Source organism: Mycolicibacterium arseniciresistens (assembly GCF_030519285.1).
Taxonomy (GTDB): domain Bacteria; phylum Actinomycetota; class Actinomycetes; order Mycobacteriales; family Mycobacteriaceae; genus Mycobacterium; species Mycobacterium arseniciresistens.
The window spans coordinates 19,591-35,667 of the sequence record NZ_JAUMSQ010000050.1; the positions used below are offsets into that span (position 1 = coordinate 19,591).

Below are 16,077 nucleotides of genomic sequence, written 5' to 3' on the forward strand. Positions count from 1 at the left end.
CACTCTGCGGCGACCGCAACCCCACCGCCCGAGCAATAGACCGGTACGAATGCCCAGCCACGAACAACCGCATCACCCGCTCATCACGCTCCCGGCGCTCAACCGCCCGCACACCCCCACCCCTTCACGCTGTCCAGAAATTTCAGAGGGGGAGGACGCCCACCGCTGGAGGTCGGCCGCTGCGGGGCGCTCCAGCGATTTCGACCCCCTTACCCCCTACGAGTGGGTGCGGCGGGCGCTGTGTGGGCGCTCGGCGGCCTCGTGGGCGCCCGCCGCGTCCCCGGCGCTAAGCGGTGAGGTCGGCGACGACGACGCCGAGCAGGGACCGCACGGAGGTTCCGAATCTGCCTTCGGACCTGGCACGGATCAGGTTGCGCGAGAAATCCTCCGCGTTGGAGTTCTCGGACCACTGGACGCCGACGCCTTGGGTGTCGGTGTCGAGTACGACGGCGTCCTTGGCGAGGACGTGCGATGTGCCGGCGGCCTCGGAGATCGTCGTCGCGATTGGAACGCCGAACAGGCGCCGGGTGGCGGCGTCGTACGGCAGCGACATGTGCTCGATGGCGTTGGTGCTCGCGAGCGAAAGCTCGAGGCCCTCGAAGTCGACGGGGTTGAGCACGATGGCGCCGGGCTCGAGGCCGGCGACCTCGAGCTTGGTCAGGCTCTTGCGGATGGTCTGCAGCGCGCTGGTGCTGAACGCCTGCGTCTGAATTCCGGAGGCGGCGTTGATGTCGGCGATCACCTTCGCTTCCACTGCGAGGCCGAGCCCGTACTGCAATTCATTATTTACGAAGTCCTGCAACGACTCTGAGTCGATCAGCCAGTACCGCGGGACGCCTTCGCTGAGGTGGGCGACGACGGCGAGCGACTGCTCGACGCGGGTGACGCCGAGCGGGCTGGTCGGCTTGACCGCGCCTTCGGCCACGACCGCGGCGTTGTTGGTCCGCGTGCCCTGCCGCATGAACGCGTACTCCGGCGAGCTGTGCTGCTTCACGGGGAGAACGTCGAGCAGGCCGGTGGCGACGCGACCCAACGCGATCGGGTCGGCCTCGAACTCCTGCCCGACGACGGTCGCGCCGCTGGGCGCAAGGGCCTTGGTTCCGTTTTCGCCGAGCATCTTCGTCGCGACGGCGGCGCCCATGCCCTTGAAGCTGAGCCGCTTGCCTTCGCTGGACTCGACCGAGCCGGCCTGCGTGCCGGGCAGGCCGCCGATGTCGGCGACGAGCGACTTGGCCTGAGCCACCAAGGCGGCGTCGGACTTCGCGGCCGCGATGCTCTCGTCGAGCGACTTCGCCTCCTTGGTGGCGGCGTCGACGCGCTCCGTTTCGTCGGCGGTGAGGTCGCGCTGCAGCTCGTCGGCGGTGTCGAGGATCTGCTTGATCAGCTCGAGCTGCGACTCGCGGTCCTTGGTGAGGGTCTCAATGCGCGCGTTGGTCGTCATGTCGTGCTCCTTCAGGTAGCGAGTGGCGGCGTCCTTCGCGAGCGCCGAGCGGATGGGTGCGGTGGGACGGCCGGCGGACTTCGCCGCGGTGATGAGAGCCCGATCGTTGGCGCCTCGGGCGACGATGGATACCTCGACGAGGTCCAGGTCGGTCAGCTCGTTGACGCCATCGGCGCCTTTCGTGGCGTGCCGGATCGCATAACCGATCGAGAGAGAACCGATCCTGCGAGCGCGCACCTGCTTGTAGGCGGCGGCACCAAATTCCGTATCGAGGTCGAAGCGCCCGCGGATCTTCAAGCCCTCGGGTGTCTCGACCGCCTCGACGACGTCACCGACGAAGGCGCGGGGGTCGTCCGACTTGTGCATCCACAGCAGCGGCACTGTCTGCCCGCTGGCGATGGACTTCGCGAATGCCCCGGGCATCACCCGGTCGTTGTGGTGGTCGGCGTTCCCGAAGGTGGATGCCCAGCCCTCGAACTCGCCGTCGTCCAGCCCGGCGGTCTTGATGCCGGCGATCGGCACAGTCTTACGGTGCATGAAATGCCCTTTCGGACAATCGAATTGGAGTATCGACAGCCGGTGCACATGCGCCCGCTGGGCGGTGCCTGCGCGCTGCGCTGGCGGTGCTCCGGTGGATTGATTCGCGGCGCGGCTGGCGGGGTTCCCTCTGGGATGACCTGGCCGCCGCGGTGGCGACGCTCCGGAAAACACGGTAACACCGGGTGCCGACGAGTAGCGATCATCGCGGCGGCTCGGCGTGCCACGCTCGCGCGTCCCAGTGCGCCGCGGCGGCCGGGGCGACGTCCGCGTACTCGACGGCGTCGAACGGGCCCGAGCCGCCACGGACGGGCACGCGCACGGTGGCCGATGGTGCTGCGGCCGCGTCCTGCTCGGCGTCGTCGGCCGCTGTGTCGGTGCCCGGCTCCGGCTCAGTCATCGTCGGTTCCGCGGGTCGAGGATGCCGTCGCCGATGAGTTGCTCGACGGCGGCGTGCAACCACAGGGCGACCGCGCCTTCGCCCTCCCCGAGGTCGTCGGTGTCTCTGGTCAGCGCGATCCGAGCGATGAGGGCGCATGCCATCGCATGCTCGCGCCATCGGTTCTCGCGGCCGACTTCCACAGCGACGAGCTGCTGAATCTGAGGATTGTTCTCGTAGAGGGCGATGCAGAACCGCTCACCGCGGCGCAGATCGTGCTCGGTGATGTTAGGCATCGCCGGCCGCCTGGGACTCGGCGATCGTGCGCTCAAGACTGCGGCGGGCGGCGTCGAAACCCATGGTCGCCACCAGCGCCGAGCCGAGGTACTGCCACAGCACCGCGATCACCGCAGAGGCGGCGTCGATTCCCTCAGCTCGAATTCCGGTCAGCGCCGCGTTGACGCGGTCGGCGTCCAGGTCGATCGCGGCGAGCGCTCCGCGTGCCGCCGCGCCTTGGTGGTGGGGCCGGATCTCGATCTCGAGGGGGTCGTTCATCGTCGTCCTTTCGATTGGGCGTCGACCTGGATGCTCACGCAGGTGTGGATGCCGCGGCAGCATGGGCCGCATGGGGTCAGCTGCTCCTCGGCTTGGCGCGCCTCTGCGAGGTCAGCCCAGTAGGTCCACGACGCTGCATGGTGGCGGCCGAAACACACGAGGACGCCCCGCGAGCCGGTCACGGAGTACTGCCCTCGGCGAGCCGGACTCGGAGGATGCACGGCACCGATCGGATCTCGCCGTCCGGGCGCCGGCAGTAATCGTTGGGTTCCGCGCCGCAGTTCGGGCACTGGCGTTCCATCGCGGCGTCGGCGTACACGTCGTCGAAAATCCGCAGTCTGCGCTGGGTCACAGAACCGCTCGGTTCGGTTGATGCGCCCAACTGTCGAGGTTCTCGCGTCGGTACCAGCGATCGAGAGCCACCTCGCATGGACGGTGTTCTCCCGGGTCGAGGAAGGCGGACCCGCAGACGCCGCACCACCACCAAAGCGGGATTTCATCTGGCGTCACGACGCCCTCCGATGCGAGCACTTCTGGGCAGGCTCGACTGGGGTGCGGTCGCCGGCGAGCAGCCAGCCAGCTTCGTCGCAGTCAGGGCATGCCGCCACCTGGCGGCGCTTCCGCATTTGCTCGTCGGCTCGGTGTTGCTGCTGCAGTTGTTGATCAGCTTCGACAGCTTCCCGCCCCGCGCGGCATCCCTGACAGTTCGGAGGGTCCGGATGGTCGATGTGCTTGAGGCAGCGTGGTCCATGGGGGCCGACCACCCATCCGGCGGCGCGGTCGCGCCGCCGGGATGCTCCGGTGGGATCGGACGCGGGTTGGCGCGCCGCGCTTGCGCGCGCACCTCCTTCTTCATCCCTACTTCTAACTACTTCCCCGGACCCACCGGTCAGGGTTTCGGGACTGGCGGGTCCGGGTTCCTGTGCCCCGCGGGTCATGGTTTCGGTCCGCAAACCCTGACTCCTGGGTCCGGGTTTGGGGTCCGAAAACCCGGACTCGTCGGTCAGGGTTTTCACGGAGAGCAGCCAGCGGGTCGTTTGACCCCGGCCGCCCTTACTGGGCGCCGCGCACGACACCACGCCCTTCTCCTCTAGGCGCCGGAGAATGCGCCGCAGCGATCGTTCGGCCACCCCGCAGGTCTTGGCGAGGTTCACCTGTGAGGGCCACACGAGAGGTTTGCTGACAGACGAGTACTCGCACAGCTCGACGGCCACTCGGAACTCGCTGTCTGAGAGCCCGGCGTGCCGAAGACCGCGGCGAAAGTCCCGCGGGTGGAACTCGGTCATCACGCCACCTCGGGCGACGCCCCAGATGCGACACGGGCGTCGCGTGCCGAGCGTGCGCTCTCGCGGAACTCGTCGGCGAGTGCATCGGCACGTTCGGGCGTGACGTCGTATCCGTCCGTCCCGGTGCCGATGGCGAGACGCACGAAGCCTGCTCGACTCGCATTCCCGGCTGTGTGGACCTGCGGCTCATCAGCCGGCTTGGCGCTCATGCCGACGCTGCCTCACTAAGCCGGTCGACGTATGCGGCAAGGGATTTGGCGGTGATGAATCCGCGCCTGCCGATATTCACCTTGACCAGGTCGCCGGCATTCACCCGCTCATACAGCGTGGTGCGGCCGACGCCGCCCAGCGCCTTACAGGCATCAGGGATTGGGACCAGCAGTCGGTCGTCACTGTCCACCTTGTAGCTCCGATCAAGTGTTCGCCATCGTCCGCCGGGGGTGTGGCGGCTGTTGACAGCGTCCCTCTTTGATGGGAGGTTTTCTATGTCATAAGCAATTCCGGCCGAATCTCGATGGAGTGGCAAAGTTGGCGCGAAAACAGATCGAGGTTGAGTTCATCAAGGACACGACCACGCGCCACGTAGGCGACCGGCGTTGGTACGACGAGGGTTCCGCGTCATCGTTCGTTACACGGGGTGAAGCGCGCGCCACAGGCCGGTCGCGTACCGTGCCGCGCTTAGGGGTTCCGGGTCAGCAGAACACGATTGACCTCAACGACGGGCGCGGAGTGTGGGGTGAGGCGGCCTGGCGTGATGACACGCCGTGGGTGCAGGTCGGCGAGATCATGATGCCTGCTCGGGTCGAGGTCACAATGCCCGGTAGCGCCAACCTGCCCGCGCTGTCGATGACGATCGAAGTGCGGCGCGGCGTGCCGTCGTTCAGCCGCGTTTGTGTCGAGGCGACAGAGGACGCCGCTGTCATCGGCGAGCATCTCCGGCTTGTCCGTGATCGGATGCTCGGTTGGCTTGATCGCATTGTCGCAGCACTCGCAGCGAGGCGTGAGCCTGAGCCTGGTGCGCTACCGAGTTGGGCTGATCCCTCAGATGGGAAGAGGGCAGTGAAAGCTGCGAAGTCACGGCGCACCGGTCGCTCCGAGACCACCGAAACTCCGAAGCGCCGGCGGATGACACCCGAGTTCCTCGCCGGAGTCGCGAGCACCTACAGGGACAACATCGAAGACAAGCCTCTCGAAAAGGTAAGCCTCGTCTATCAGGTCGAATACCGGACTGCTGCTCGGTGGATCGAGCTGTGCCGATCCGACAAGCATGGCTTGCTTCCAAAAACCGCTCAAGGCAAGAAGAAAGCGTGACCTGATGGCGAAGAACGCGAACGGTGAAGGTTCGATCTACAAGCGAGTGCGCGACGGCAAGGTGGTCCGCTACGAGGGCGCCATCAGCTACACCGCCGACGACGGCAAGACGAAGCGTCACGTCGTCTACGGACGCACGCGCGCAGAGGTGCGCGAGAAGCTGAAGCAGGTCCGCGACCGGCTCGAGCAGGGGGCGCCGGTCAAGGATGCAACCCGCACGGTCGGCGACTGGCTGAAGCACTGGCGGGCCACGACGCTCGCCGCGAGCGATCGGAAGGAATCGACCCGCGCGCTGTACGAGAATCTCAGCCGTCGCCACCTTGAGGCAGCGCCGTTCGGCGCCATCCGCCTGGATAAGCTGCGGCCTTCCGACGTCGAGGCGCTCGTCCTCGCGATGCGCGCCAAGACGAGGGCACCCGCGGAAGGCAGCGACGAGCCGGCGCGCGCGTTGTCGGATTCGACGATTCGGCAGACGTACACCGTTCTCCGGGCTGGTCTGGATGGTGCGGTCCGGGACGGGCTTCTCGCGCGCAATCCCGCGGCTGCCGTCAGGCGACCCGGCGTGGCGCGCACAGAAGCGAAGCACCTAGACGCTGGCGACGTCTCCGCGGTCCTCAGGGCAGCGCAGCCGTCCCGGTATCACGCCGCGCTGGTGCTCATCGCCGCAACGGGGCTTCGGAAAGGAGAGGCGCTCGCGCTGCGCTGGGACTGCGTCGACCTCGAAGACGGCGCACTTCGCGTCGCGGCGACCATCGGTCGCGTCGGGAACCGACTGGTGATCAGCGAACCGAAGACAGCGCGCTCCCGGCGCACCGTGCCGCTCTCCCCTGCGGTCGTCGCGATGCTGGGCAAGCACCGCACTGCACAGAAGGCAGACCGCCTGCGGGCCGGCGACCAGTGGCAGGATTCCGGGCTGGTGTTCACGACGGAGTTCGGGGGGCCAGTGGATCCGCGGAACCTGCTGCGGGTGGTGGAGGTCGCAGCGAAAGCGGCGGGCGTCGAGGGCATCGGCGTCCACACGCTCCGGCACAGCGCCGCGGTGGCGTGGCTTGAGCGGGGCGTGCACATCAAGGCGGTGGCCGATCTGCTCGGGCACTCGTCGATCGCGATCACCGGCGACGTGTACGGACACACCAGCGACGACACCGCCCGGTCGGCCATCGACGGCTTGAGCGGCGCGCTCGGCTTGTGAGCGGGTTGCTGTACCGGTTGCTGTACATACCCCGCCCACGTATGCAGAAAGGCGGCTTCGGATTTCTCCGAAACCGCCTCTGAACTGCTGATACTTTGGTCGGGCTGACAGGATTTGAACCTGCGACCACTTGACCCCCAGTCAAGTGCGCTACCAAGCTGCGCCACAGCCCGCGGTGCCGCCGGGATCGCCGGCAGCGATCGAGAGCCTACCGCAGGCCCGCCCGGACATCCCAACCGCTATCCGTCTTCGCCGCGGTAGCGCGGCGGCTTCGGATACCGCTCCGACCAGCCGCCCGGGTAACGCGGGCGCCAGTCGCACGTCTCGTAGTGGTCGTGCATCGCGGCGTAGGCCGCCGGATAGTCCGCGAGCACCTCGAACGCCGGCAACGGCAGCTCGACCTTGGCCCCATACGGCTCGAAGTGCACCAGACAGAACTCCGTGCCCTTGCTGAACAGCGTCACCCGGTTACACCGCGCACATCGGGCGATGGCCTGCAGCGGCCGGCCGTGCAGCGCGTGCCCGGGTGGGATCACCCAGGCCGCGCGCTGCCCCGCCGCGGCCGCGTCCTCTGCCGTCAACCGGGTGAACTGGGGCGGCAGATCGCCGAACTCCGGGCCGTCGGCCGTCAGCCCGTCCTGCAGCCGGCTCACCAGGTACGGCAGCGCGACGTGTCCGGACCACCACTCCCGCGCCGGGCCGATCCCCGGCCGGACCAGGTCGATGTCCTCGGCGGACACGGCTGTCCCCAGCCCGAACGGGTATGCACGCACATACCCTCTGAACAGATCGCACATCGCCGCGTCGTCCTCGACCACCATCGGCCCGACGTCGCCCCGGTCCTGACGCTCCCCCACCCAGGCCCCGGTCTCGTTGCGGCGCAACGTGAATCCGGGATCGCCGTCGCCCCAGAAGATGAGGTCGCCGCGGATCGTCGCGCCGAGCAGGCCGACCGCGTTGAGCGTCGTCGCCAGGCCGTGCGGCGTCCACGGCGCCGGGAACCGAGCCAGCAGGGCGACGCTTAGCACCGTGCGGCACGGGTACTCCGCATCGCATGCCCGGCACTCGATCGACCTGTACTTCGGACGGTGGTGCTCCAACGCCTGCGCCAGCAGGTACTGGTGCAGCCCGACCGGCTCGCCGGGCCGCTTCAGCTCGCGCAGGAACACCATCAGCAGGAAATAGAAGTCCCTTGCCGCCTCGAGCGACCCGAACGGCGGTGCCGTCAATGTCCGCATCAGCGCATCGTAAGGACCGGCGGCCACCCCGGTGAGCACCAAAGTGCGCGACGACACCCCGTTGTGGTTGTTCGCCGACCAGCTCGGCCCGGCGATGTACGGCGGCGAGCACGCCGACCGCGAAGTCCTGCTCATCGAGTCGACCGCCGCGCTGCGCAAGCGCCGCTACCACCGCCAGAAGCTGCACCTTGTGCTCTCCGCGCTCCGCCACGCCGACCGCGACCTCGGTGACCGCGCCACCCTGATGCGGACCGACGACTACACCGATGCGCTCGAACGCTTCGACCGGCCGGTGCTGGTGTTCCAGCCGACGTCCTTCGCCGCCGAACGCTTCGTCAATCGTCTCCACGAGCAGGGCCTGGTCGCCGACGTGCTGCCCACCCCGATGTTCGCGCTGCCCCGCGCTGATTTCGAGACCTGGACCGGCAACCGCACCCGTTTCCGGATGGAGGACTTCTACCGCGACCAGCGCCGCCGGTTCGACGTCCTGATGCAGGGCGCCGATCCGGTGGGCAACCGGTGGAACTACGACGAGGAGAACCGCGAACCACCGCCGAAGAAACAGGATCGGCTCGACGTCCCCGCGCCGTACCGTCCCCGCGAGGACGACATCGACGAGCAGGTGCGCCGCGATCTCGACGCGATGGACCTCGACACCGTCGGCGTGGACGGACCCCGCCTGTTCGCCGTCACCCCCGCCGAGGCGCAGCGGGCCCTGAAACGGTTCATCGACCACCGGCTGCAGACCTTCGGCCGCTACGAGGACGCGATGATGGGCGACGACTGGGCGATGTCGCACTCGCTGCTGTCGGTGCCGCTCAACCTCGGCGTGCTGCACCCCCTGGACGCGGTGCACGCGGCCGAGCAGGCCTACCGCCGCGACGGCGCCCCGCTCGCCGCGGTCGAGGGATTCATCCGGCAGATCCTCGGCTGGCGCGAGTACATGTGGCATCTGTACTGGCACTTCGGACCCGGCTACACCCGGAACAACGTGCTCGCCGCCCGCACTCCCCTGCCCGACTGGTGGCGCGACCTCGACTCCGACGCCGTCACCGCCGAATGCCTACGGCACGCGCTGATGGGCGTGCGCGACCGCGGTTGGACGCACCACATCCAGCGGCTCATGGTGCTCGGCAACCACGCACTGCAGCGCGGCTACCATCCCGCCGAACTCACCGAGTGGTTCGCGACCGCCTACGTCGACGGCTTCCGGTGGGTGATGCCCACCAACGTGGTCGGCATGAGCCAGCACGCCGACGGCGGCAGGCTGGCCACCAAGCCCTACGCCGCGGGTGGCGCCTACATCAACAAGATGAGCGACCACTGCGGCGACTGCGCCTACGACCCCAAGAAGCGGATCGGCGAGGATGCGTGCCCGTTCACCGCCGGCTACTGGGCGTTCGTCGACCGCCACCGCGACCGGCTGGCCCGCAACAACCGCACCCGCAGGGCGGTGTCGTCGATGGAACGACTCAAGGATCTCTCCGCGGTGCTCGAGCAGGAAGCGGCGCGGAAAGACTTCTAGCTCACGCGGTTCCGCGGAGCCGCGCCAGGAGCTCGTCGGCGTCGGTGTTCGCCCCGCGGTTGTACGGCAACTTGGACAACGCGGTCGCCATCGCGCAGGTGTTGCTCACCGCGGCGAAGGTCAAGCCTCCCCCGATCGCGGCGGCAACCCACTTCAGCTGCGGGACCACCACACTGCCCACCACAGCGGACAGCACCACCGAACCCGCGACGAGACGCACCTGGCGTTCGAGTGCCCACTTCTGCGTTCCACGGTCGACGTCGAAACTCTTGCTCTCCCACTCGCTGAAGCCGTTCGCGAGGACCCGTCCCCCGGTCAGGCCTGCGTCGCGCAGGATCGCCTGGGCCTTCGTCGCGCGCTGACCCGACTGGCACACCAGGACGACGTCCTGATCCTCGGCGAGCAGTTCGGCGACCTGAGCGTCGTGCTTGTCGAGCACATCGAGGGGCACGTTGTGCGAACCGGTGATGTGCGCGGTCTCGTATTCGGCGGGCGTGCGCACGTCGAGGACCCGCAGCGGCGCGGAGGACTGGAAGCGGTCGCGCAGTTCCGACGACGTGATCGTCGCGGGGGCCGGTGCGTTCATGGTGTCACTCCTCTTGTGGTCTACCGCAGGCGTACCCGAGGGCGCCGTGTGATCAGACACTTTCGTTCACGGCGATTCTGAATCGGTTGACGTGGCGAGGCCCAGCCGCTCGGCGCTGCCGTACTCGTCGTCGATGAGGACGACCCGCCGGTCGTCACGGTCGAGCAGCGCGGCCGCCACCGAGGCGCGGTATCCGCTGGCACAGTGGATCCACACCTCCCGGTCGGCTGGAATCTCCGCAGCGCGCTCGGTGAGTTCGTGCAGGGCAACGTTGATGGCGCCGCGCACATGGCCCTCGTCGAACTCGCCGTGCTGCCGGACGTCGACGACGGTGACGCCGTCGTCGCCGAGCACCTCGGCCAGCTCGGCGAAGTCGGCGACCCGGTAACTGCGCAGCGGCGCACCGGCGGCGAGCGCCTCGATGTCCCCGGTCGCCTGACCGGTGAGGCGGTCGACACCGATGCGCGCGAGTTCCCGCTGCGCCTCGGCGATCTGCTCGGTGTCCTCACCGATCAGGGTCAGGGCCGCGCCCCAGGTGTACAGCCAGCCGAGGTAACTGACGAACGAACCCGACAATTCGAAGCCGAAGGTGCCGGCCAGGTGCCCGGCCGCGAACGCGGTGCGGCTGCGCAGGTCGACGACCCATTCTCCGGCGTCGATCCGGCGGCGCAGCTCCGCGGGGTCGACCGGGACGGGCGGCGTGAGGTCTGCTGCGGCGGGGCCCGCCCTGTTGATCACTCCCATGTGCGCGTAATAGGCCGGGAATGCGTCCAGGTCGGCGAGTAGACCGTCGACGAATTCCTCCTCCGCCTGGGTGAGTGCGGGATTGGTGTCGCGCTGCTCGCCGATGGTGGACGCGTCGGTGTCGGCCGGGGCGGCCGAGCAGAAACTGCCGAATCCGTGCGTGGGGTAGATCGGGGTGGCTGCGGGCAGTTGGTCCGCGAGGCGGCGCACGGAATGGTACTGCTGACGGGTCAGCTCGGCGGTGTCCTGCTCGCTCACCAGATCGGTCCGGCCGGTGCTGCCGAGCAGCAGTGAGCCGCCGGTGAAGACGCCCGCCACGCTGCCGGACGCGTCGCGCAGCACGTAGCTGACGTGGTGATGGGTGTGTCCGGGGGTGAGCAGCACGTCGAGGTGGATTCCGCCGGTGTCGACGCTGTCCCCCTCGCCGACCGCGCGCCGTTCGAACTCGACGTCTTCGCCTGCGGGCAGGACGTATTCGGCGCCGGTGACCTTCGCGAGCGCCAGCCCGCCGGTGACGTAGTCGTTGTGCACGTGGGTCTCGAGCACGTGGGTGATCCTGACGTCGGCCGCGGCCGCCAGCACGCGGTCGATGTCGCGTTGCGGGTCGATGACGACGGCGACGTCGCCGTCGCTCACCAGGTAGCTCCGGTCACCGAGACCGGAGGTTTCGATGATCGACACATCCAGAGTTGTCATCTCACACTTCCTCGGTTGCGGGTCACGTCTGCCGCCCGTAGACCGCGACCACGACGGAGCGGTCCAGGCTGTTCTCCGACCAGACCCCGATGGCGGTGTAGCGGCAGTCTCGCATGATGGCCAGGTCGGCTGGGTCGGAGTACCACTGGTTCACGATCTCCAATCCGTTGATCGCCAGCGCCGGGTTGATCGCCACGGTCTGCGCGACGTCGCCGGGGAACCCCGCTGCCCTGGCCCGGGATTGCACGGTCGACCCGTCGGATCCGATGTCGCCGTTGAGGTTCCGGTGTGCCAGGACGTCACGGGTGTGCCATTCGGCGGCGAGTCGCAGCTGCGGGTTGATCGTGACGTCGTTGCCGCAGCCCGCGAGGTAGTGGGTGCGGTACACGTTGGCCACGACACTGTCGTTGAGGCGGGCGTTGTCGGCACCTGCGAGGGGCATCGCCGGAGCGGCCGAAACGGCGAGGACGACAAAGCAAGCCAGCACCGCAGCGCTCCGGAGCAACAGCCGGGTCACGGTTGCGGAGGGCGGTAGTGGGCGGCGGAGTTGCGGAGCTGCCATATCTGCGCCGGGCACAGCTGGCCGGCGGCCTGGTTCACCAGGTATGCGGCCTGGTACTCGTCGGTGGTGCGGAAGTCGGCGCGGATGTCGGCGATGATCTGCGCATAGGGGCGCTGGGCGGCGACCTCGTCGCAGATCCCGTGTCCGTAGGCGAGTGCGGCATCCGCGTTCGGGAAGTGATAGCCGGGCCGCACCGTGACGTTGACGAGGTAGCCCACGGCGTCCGCGCCGGCGGGTCCGGCCATCGTCACTCCGACGCCCAGCACCGCCGTCGCCATGAACACCTTGGCGACCATGCGCATCACACCGGCTCGAACTGCGAGATGAGCCACCGGTCACCCACCTTGTCGAGCGTCACCCGCACGCTGGAGGCGGAGGTGGTGGGTGGGTCGGCGGCCACCGTGGTGGTCTGATCGACCAGCACCAATACCACCGCCTTGTCTGCGGTCGCCGAGACCGACGCGGCCGCCGGTATGGTCGCCGTCGCCGAGATCTGCTGCTGCTTGGCGCCCGGGGCGACCACGTCGGTGATGAGCTGCGTGTATTCGTCTCGGAAGTCGCCGGTGAGCCGGTCGACTGCCGCCGTGAGCTCGGTGTCCACGGTGTCGGGGCGGTAGGACAGGATCGCCACCGTGCTGTCCTTGGCGGCTTGCACGGACTGCTCGGCGGCGGTGCGCTCTGAGCGCGTCGAATCATGTTGCCACTTGACGTAACCCAGGCCCAGTGCGGCGGTCAGCGCCAGGCCGGGAAGCACACCGAAGGCGAGCAACCGGGTCCACGGGATCGCGCGACGTCGGGGTGGTCCGGCTACCGGGCCGGCCTCGTCGTCGGTGGCCTCGTCGGTGAGGTCGTCGGCAGCGACGTCGGCAATGTCGTCGTGCTCCAGCGTCTCAGTGTCGACCGTCATCGCGGCCTCCTGTCGTCATCGGTCGGCGGGTCACGGCACGAACGCCACGTTCGAGATCTTCGCGCCGTCGTCTGTCTGGCGGACCGAGATCCGCATCCGCCAGCCACGCGGCTCCGTCTGGGGCGCAGTCGCGCTCGTCGTCGTCATCGACACGGTGACGAGCACGTCGGCCTGATCGGCGGTACCGGACTCCAGGCCGGCTTCGGTGACGGTGCCCTCCGACGTCGACTGCATCTGCCTGACGGCATCCGTGAACGGTTGGTAGCGCTGCTGGAACTCGTCGTGGAAGTCACCGGTCGACTGGTCGAGGATGCGCTGCATCGCGGCGTCGATGTCGGTGTGGTTGACGGTGGTGAGGTTCACCGCCGCCTGGCGGGCGACCTGGACGAAGGTGTCGCGCCGGGTCTGCGCTTCACGCTCCTGGTGGTTCTGGTACCCGAACCAGCCGAGTAGACCGCCCAGCGCGGCCAGGACGACCAGCCCTGCGACGGCGGCCGTGCGCGTGTTCGACGGGCGAACGGCTATCCGCTCGGCGGAGTCAGCATGTCCTGCCATGTCTTCCCTTCTGGACTCTGCGTCAGGTCGGAATTGGTGTGCACCTGGCCGTCCGGGCCGACATAGGTGCCGGTCGCCGGGTTGTACGGCGCGAAGGCGACGGGCGGCGCCGGTGATGGCGGCGCGGCGGGAGCCGGTGGTTGGTCGACTCCTGGCCACGGCACACCCGGCGGGTACTGGGGTACGCCCTGTCCGGTGACGGTCGCGTTCGGGTCGCCCTTCCACTTGAATCCGTCGTTGAGCGGGACGTACTGCTCGTCGCTCTCGCACAACTCGACGGTCGGGGCGCGTTTGGCGGGATCGTTCTCGCACGGGATGTTGCGCACGCCGCGGACATTGAGACTCGAATCCTGCGGCACCCGGCAGTACAGCTCGCCCGCGGGCCGTTCCGGCGCGTCGACGTCCGATGCCGACCGCTGCTGCTGAACCGGGAGGAAGCCGGTGTTGCACGGCGGCGGCAGGTTGAGGTTGAGATTGAAGTCGAGGTAGATGCCCCGGTAGTCCTGCTTGGTCCCGGCGTTGGCCAGCGCGATCGCCGACATCACGGCGGTGCCCTGGGGGAACAGCACCAGCAGCTGCTCGATGTCGGCCCGGTAGGTCACCGCGATCTCGCCGAGGCTGACCATGTTGGCCAGCAGGACGGGCAGCGCGGGTGCGACCCTGTCGAAGAGCGCCCTGCCCTCGGCCAGCGCGGGTCCGCCCTGGACGAGCAGATCGGCGAAGGCGCCGTCCTGCGCCGCGAGCTGTCCGGTGATCGTCCGCATGCGCGCCGCCCAGGTGGCGATGGAGTCGGCCGTCCGCACCTGCGAGTCGAACACCGGTGGGCTCTGGTCGATCAGCTGGGTGAGCGGGTCGATGGTTCGGCCGGCCTCGATCGCCAGCGAGGTCGAGCCGTCGACGATGCGGGACAGTTCGGGGCCGAGCCCGGCCACCGCGGTCGCTGCTTCGTCGACGACGGTGCGCAGATTGTCCTTCGGGATCGCCTGCAGCGCCGTGTTGGTGGCGTCCAACAGGTTTCCGATGTCGGGCGGGATCTGCGTCCGGCCGGCCGGGATGACATCGCCGTCGCGCAGCGTGCGCTGCGGCTCGCCGGGCGTGCCGGGTTCGGGGGTGAGTTCGACGAACTGTTCGCCGATGGCCGACCGGCTGTGCACCGCGGCGCTCACCTGGGCCGGAACGGGGGTGCCCGAGTCGAGTTTCAAAACGGCGCGCACACCCTCGCGGGTGACGTCGATTGCGGTGCCTCGGCCGATCTCGGTGCCGCGGTAGGTGACCACCGACGTCGGGTACAGCCCGCCCGACGCGGGCAGGTCCAGCGTCACCTCGTACCGGCCAACGCCCAGCAGCGCGGGAACCTTGACGAAGCCGAACGCCATGACGCTGCACGCGACGACCGTGATCGCGGCGAGGATCGCCAGTTGGGTCCACACCGTGCGGGACAGGCGCAGCATGGTCAGTACCCGCCGAAGTGGTAGGGCGCGATCAGCGGATTGGCCGCGGTGTACGGGCTGGGCATCTGGCCGATCGTGCGGCCCCACTGCAGTTCGAGTTCGGTGAGGTCGCCTTCCCACCTGGTACCGGTGAACAGGCTGCTGTCCAACCGGCTCAGCGTCAGGTCGATGACGAGGCTGATGTTGGCGAAGTCGCCGCGGAACCAGTTCGGCAGTGTGCTCTTGACCCACGGATAGGTGGACAGGAAGTCCAGGCCCTTGGTCAGCGCCGGACCGGCGTCGGCCAGCTCGCGGAAGACGGGGGCGATGCTGCGCAGGTTCGCCACCAGGGCCTCACGGGTCTGGTCGATCGTCGAGGTGGCGATGGCGCTGAACTTGCCGAGCGAGTCGATGGCCTCGACCAGATTCGCCCGCTGCTCGGCCAGTACCGACAGTGCCTTCGGGATGGTGGTCAGCGCGCGGTCGACCGTGCGGTCGTTCTCCGCGACCTGACCGGCGAGTGCGTTCAATCGTTCGGTGGCCGTGATGATGTCGTCGGTCTGCACGTTGAGCTGGCCGATGAAGACGTCGAGCTGGGTGAGCAGGCTGCGCATGACGTCCTCGCGGCCCGCGAGCGCCGTCGCGAACGCCTTGTTGATCTCCTGCAGCTCACCGAGCCCGCCGCCGTTGAGCAACACCGACACCGAGGCCAGGGTCTGTTCGGTGGTCGGGTAGGTGGCGGCCGACGACAGCGGGATCACCGAGCCGTCGTGCAGCCTGCCTTGCGGCGGGGCGTCGGTGGGCGGGGCGAGCTCGATGTGCATGGATCCGAGCAGGCTGGTCTGACCGACCTTGGCGGTCGCGTTGGCCGGCAGTTCGACGTCGCCGTCGATGCGCATGGTGACCAGTGCGTGCCAGTTCTGCACCTCGATCTTGGTGACGTTGCCGATGTTGACGTCGGCCACCCGGACCCGGGTGTTCTGCTGGATCACCACCACGTCGGGCAGCTGCGCCTGGATCGTGTAGGACCCGTCGTCGGAGCCCTCGGTGCCGGGCAGGGTGAGCGAATTCAGCCCGCGCCATTGGCATCCGGTGAGGGCGGACAGCAGCACGGCGGCCAGCGCCGCCGCGGC

Annotated in this window: 20 protein-coding genes and 1 tRNA gene; 3 read left to right on the top strand and 18 right to left on the bottom strand. The window is 68.6% G+C overall.

The features are described from left to right. Positions 1–286: 286 nt before the first annotated feature. From Q2100_RS09635 to Q2100_RS09665, 8 genes are all read right to left on the bottom strand, one after another. Positions 287–1,978, bottom strand: coding sequence for an HK97 family phage prohead protease (locus Q2100_RS09635; protein ID WP_302913860.1), 1,692 nt, complete (start codon positions 1,976–1,978; stop codon positions 287–289). A gap of 202 nt (positions 1,979–2,180) precedes the next feature. Next, positions 2,181–2,378: a hypothetical protein gene (locus Q2100_RS09640; protein WP_302913861.1), complete on the bottom strand. Its 198-nt coding sequence runs from the start codon at positions 2,376–2,378 to the stop codon at positions 2,181–2,183. Continuing rightward, entirely contained in the window at positions 2,375–2,653 is a 279-nt protein-coding gene (locus tag Q2100_RS09645; RefSeq protein ID WP_302913862.1) for a hypothetical protein, read from the bottom strand. Before Q2100_RS09645 ends, Q2100_RS09640 begins: the two co-directional genes overlap by 4 nt. After that, complete coding sequence (locus Q2100_RS09650; protein WP_302913863.1) at positions 2,646–2,912, bottom strand: hypothetical protein; 267 nt, start codon at positions 2,910–2,912, stop codon at positions 2,646–2,648. The genes Q2100_RS09645 and Q2100_RS09650 overlap by 8 nt, the downstream gene beginning before the upstream one ends. Before the next feature lie 178 nt (positions 2,913–3,090). Next, positions 3,091–3,264, bottom strand: coding sequence for a zinc finger domain-containing protein (locus tag Q2100_RS09655; RefSeq protein ID WP_302913864.1), 174 nt, complete (start codon positions 3,262–3,264; stop codon positions 3,091–3,093). A 154-nt stretch (positions 3,265–3,418) separates the two neighbouring features. After that, positions 3,419–4,198, bottom strand: coding sequence for a helix-turn-helix domain-containing protein (locus Q2100_RS31840; RefSeq protein ID WP_407667604.1), 780 nt, complete (start codon positions 4,196–4,198; stop codon positions 3,419–3,421). Continuing rightward, positions 4,198–4,341: a hypothetical protein gene (locus Q2100_RS09660; protein ID WP_302913865.1), complete on the bottom strand. Its 144-nt coding sequence runs from the start codon at positions 4,339–4,341 to the stop codon at positions 4,198–4,200. The genes Q2100_RS31840 and Q2100_RS09660 overlap by 1 nt, the downstream gene beginning before the upstream one ends. Positions 4,342–4,403: 62 nt before the next feature. Then, positions 4,404–4,598 carry a helix-turn-helix domain-containing protein gene (locus Q2100_RS09665; protein ID WP_302913866.1) on the bottom strand — a complete coding sequence of 65 codons (195 nt, stop codon included), beginning with the start codon at positions 4,596–4,598 and terminating at the stop codon, positions 4,404–4,406. A gap of 119 nt (positions 4,599–4,717) precedes the next feature. Here Q2100_RS09665 and Q2100_RS09670 point away from each other — a divergent pair, with 119 nt between their 5' ends. Together Q2100_RS09670 and Q2100_RS09675 are read left to right on the top strand one after the other, a co-directional pair. Next, positions 4,718–5,509 carry a hypothetical protein gene (locus tag Q2100_RS09670; RefSeq protein ID WP_302913867.1) on the top strand — a complete coding sequence of 264 codons (792 nt, stop codon included), beginning with the start codon at positions 4,718–4,720 and terminating at the stop codon, positions 5,507–5,509. 4 nt (positions 5,510–5,513) lie between these two features. Continuing rightward, entirely contained in the window at positions 5,514–6,701 is a 1,188-nt protein-coding gene (locus Q2100_RS09675) for a tyrosine-type recombinase/integrase (protein ID WP_302913868.1), read from the top strand. A 96-nt stretch (positions 6,702–6,797) separates the two neighbouring features. Here Q2100_RS09675 and Q2100_RS09680 read toward each other — a convergent pair. Next, positions 6,798–6,874: transfer RNA gene (locus Q2100_RS09680), tRNA-Pro, on the bottom strand. A gap of 66 nt (positions 6,875–6,940) precedes the next feature. Continuing rightward, on the bottom strand, positions 6,941–7,939 hold the full coding sequence (locus Q2100_RS09685) for a hypothetical protein (RefSeq protein WP_302913869.1): 999 nt from the start codon (positions 7,937–7,939) through the stop codon (positions 6,941–6,943). Between the two features lie 31 nt (positions 7,940–7,970). Here Q2100_RS09685 and Q2100_RS09690 point away from each other — a divergent pair, with 31 nt between their 5' ends. After that, positions 7,971–9,464 carry a cryptochrome/photolyase family protein gene (locus tag Q2100_RS09690; RefSeq protein ID WP_302913870.1) on the top strand — a complete coding sequence of 498 codons (1,494 nt, stop codon included), beginning with the start codon at positions 7,971–7,973 and terminating at the stop codon, positions 9,462–9,464. Between the two features lies 1 nt (position 9,465). On the opposite strand, the gene Q2100_RS09695 is transcribed toward Q2100_RS09690, so the two are convergent. From Q2100_RS09695 to Q2100_RS09730, 8 genes are all read right to left on the bottom strand, one after another. Then, a complete protein-coding gene (locus tag Q2100_RS09695; protein ID WP_302913871.1) occupies positions 9,466–10,050 on the bottom strand; it encodes a rhodanese-like domain-containing protein in 585 nt (194 codons plus the stop codon). 66 nt (positions 10,051–10,116) lie between these two features. Beyond that, complete coding sequence (locus Q2100_RS09700) at positions 10,117–11,481, bottom strand: MBL fold metallo-hydrolase (protein ID WP_302913877.1); 1,365 nt, start codon at positions 11,479–11,481, stop codon at positions 10,117–10,119. A gap of 31 nt (positions 11,482–11,512) precedes the next feature. Continuing rightward, positions 11,513–12,052 carry a CAP domain-containing protein gene (locus tag Q2100_RS09705; protein ID WP_302913872.1) on the bottom strand — a complete coding sequence of 180 codons (540 nt, stop codon included), beginning with the start codon at positions 12,050–12,052 and terminating at the stop codon, positions 11,513–11,515. Next, complete coding sequence (locus tag Q2100_RS09710) at positions 12,004–12,354, bottom strand: DUF732 domain-containing protein (RefSeq protein WP_302913878.1); 351 nt, start codon at positions 12,352–12,354, stop codon at positions 12,004–12,006. The genes Q2100_RS09705 and Q2100_RS09710 overlap by 49 nt, the downstream gene beginning before the upstream one ends. Further along, positions 12,354–12,959 carry an Rv1363c family protein gene (locus Q2100_RS09715; RefSeq protein ID WP_302913873.1) on the bottom strand — a complete coding sequence of 202 codons (606 nt, stop codon included), beginning with the start codon at positions 12,957–12,959 and terminating at the stop codon, positions 12,354–12,356. Before Q2100_RS09715 ends, Q2100_RS09710 begins: the two co-directional genes overlap by 1 nt. A 30-nt stretch (positions 12,960–12,989) precedes the next feature. Continuing rightward, positions 12,990–13,514, bottom strand: coding sequence for an Rv1363c family protein (locus tag Q2100_RS09720; protein ID WP_302913874.1), 525 nt, complete (start codon positions 13,512–13,514; stop codon positions 12,990–12,992). Then, on the bottom strand, positions 13,481–14,965 hold the full coding sequence (locus Q2100_RS09725; RefSeq protein WP_302913875.1) for an MCE family protein: 1,485 nt from the start codon (positions 14,963–14,965) through the stop codon (positions 13,481–13,483). Before Q2100_RS09725 ends, Q2100_RS09720 begins: the two co-directional genes overlap by 34 nt. 2 nt (positions 14,966–14,967) lie before the next feature. After that, positions 14,968–16,065 (bottom strand): MCE family protein, encoded by a 1,098-nt coding sequence (locus tag Q2100_RS09730; protein WP_302913879.1) that lies wholly within the window; start codon positions 16,063–16,065, stop codon positions 14,968–14,970. Positions 16,066–16,077: the final 12 nt, after the last annotated feature.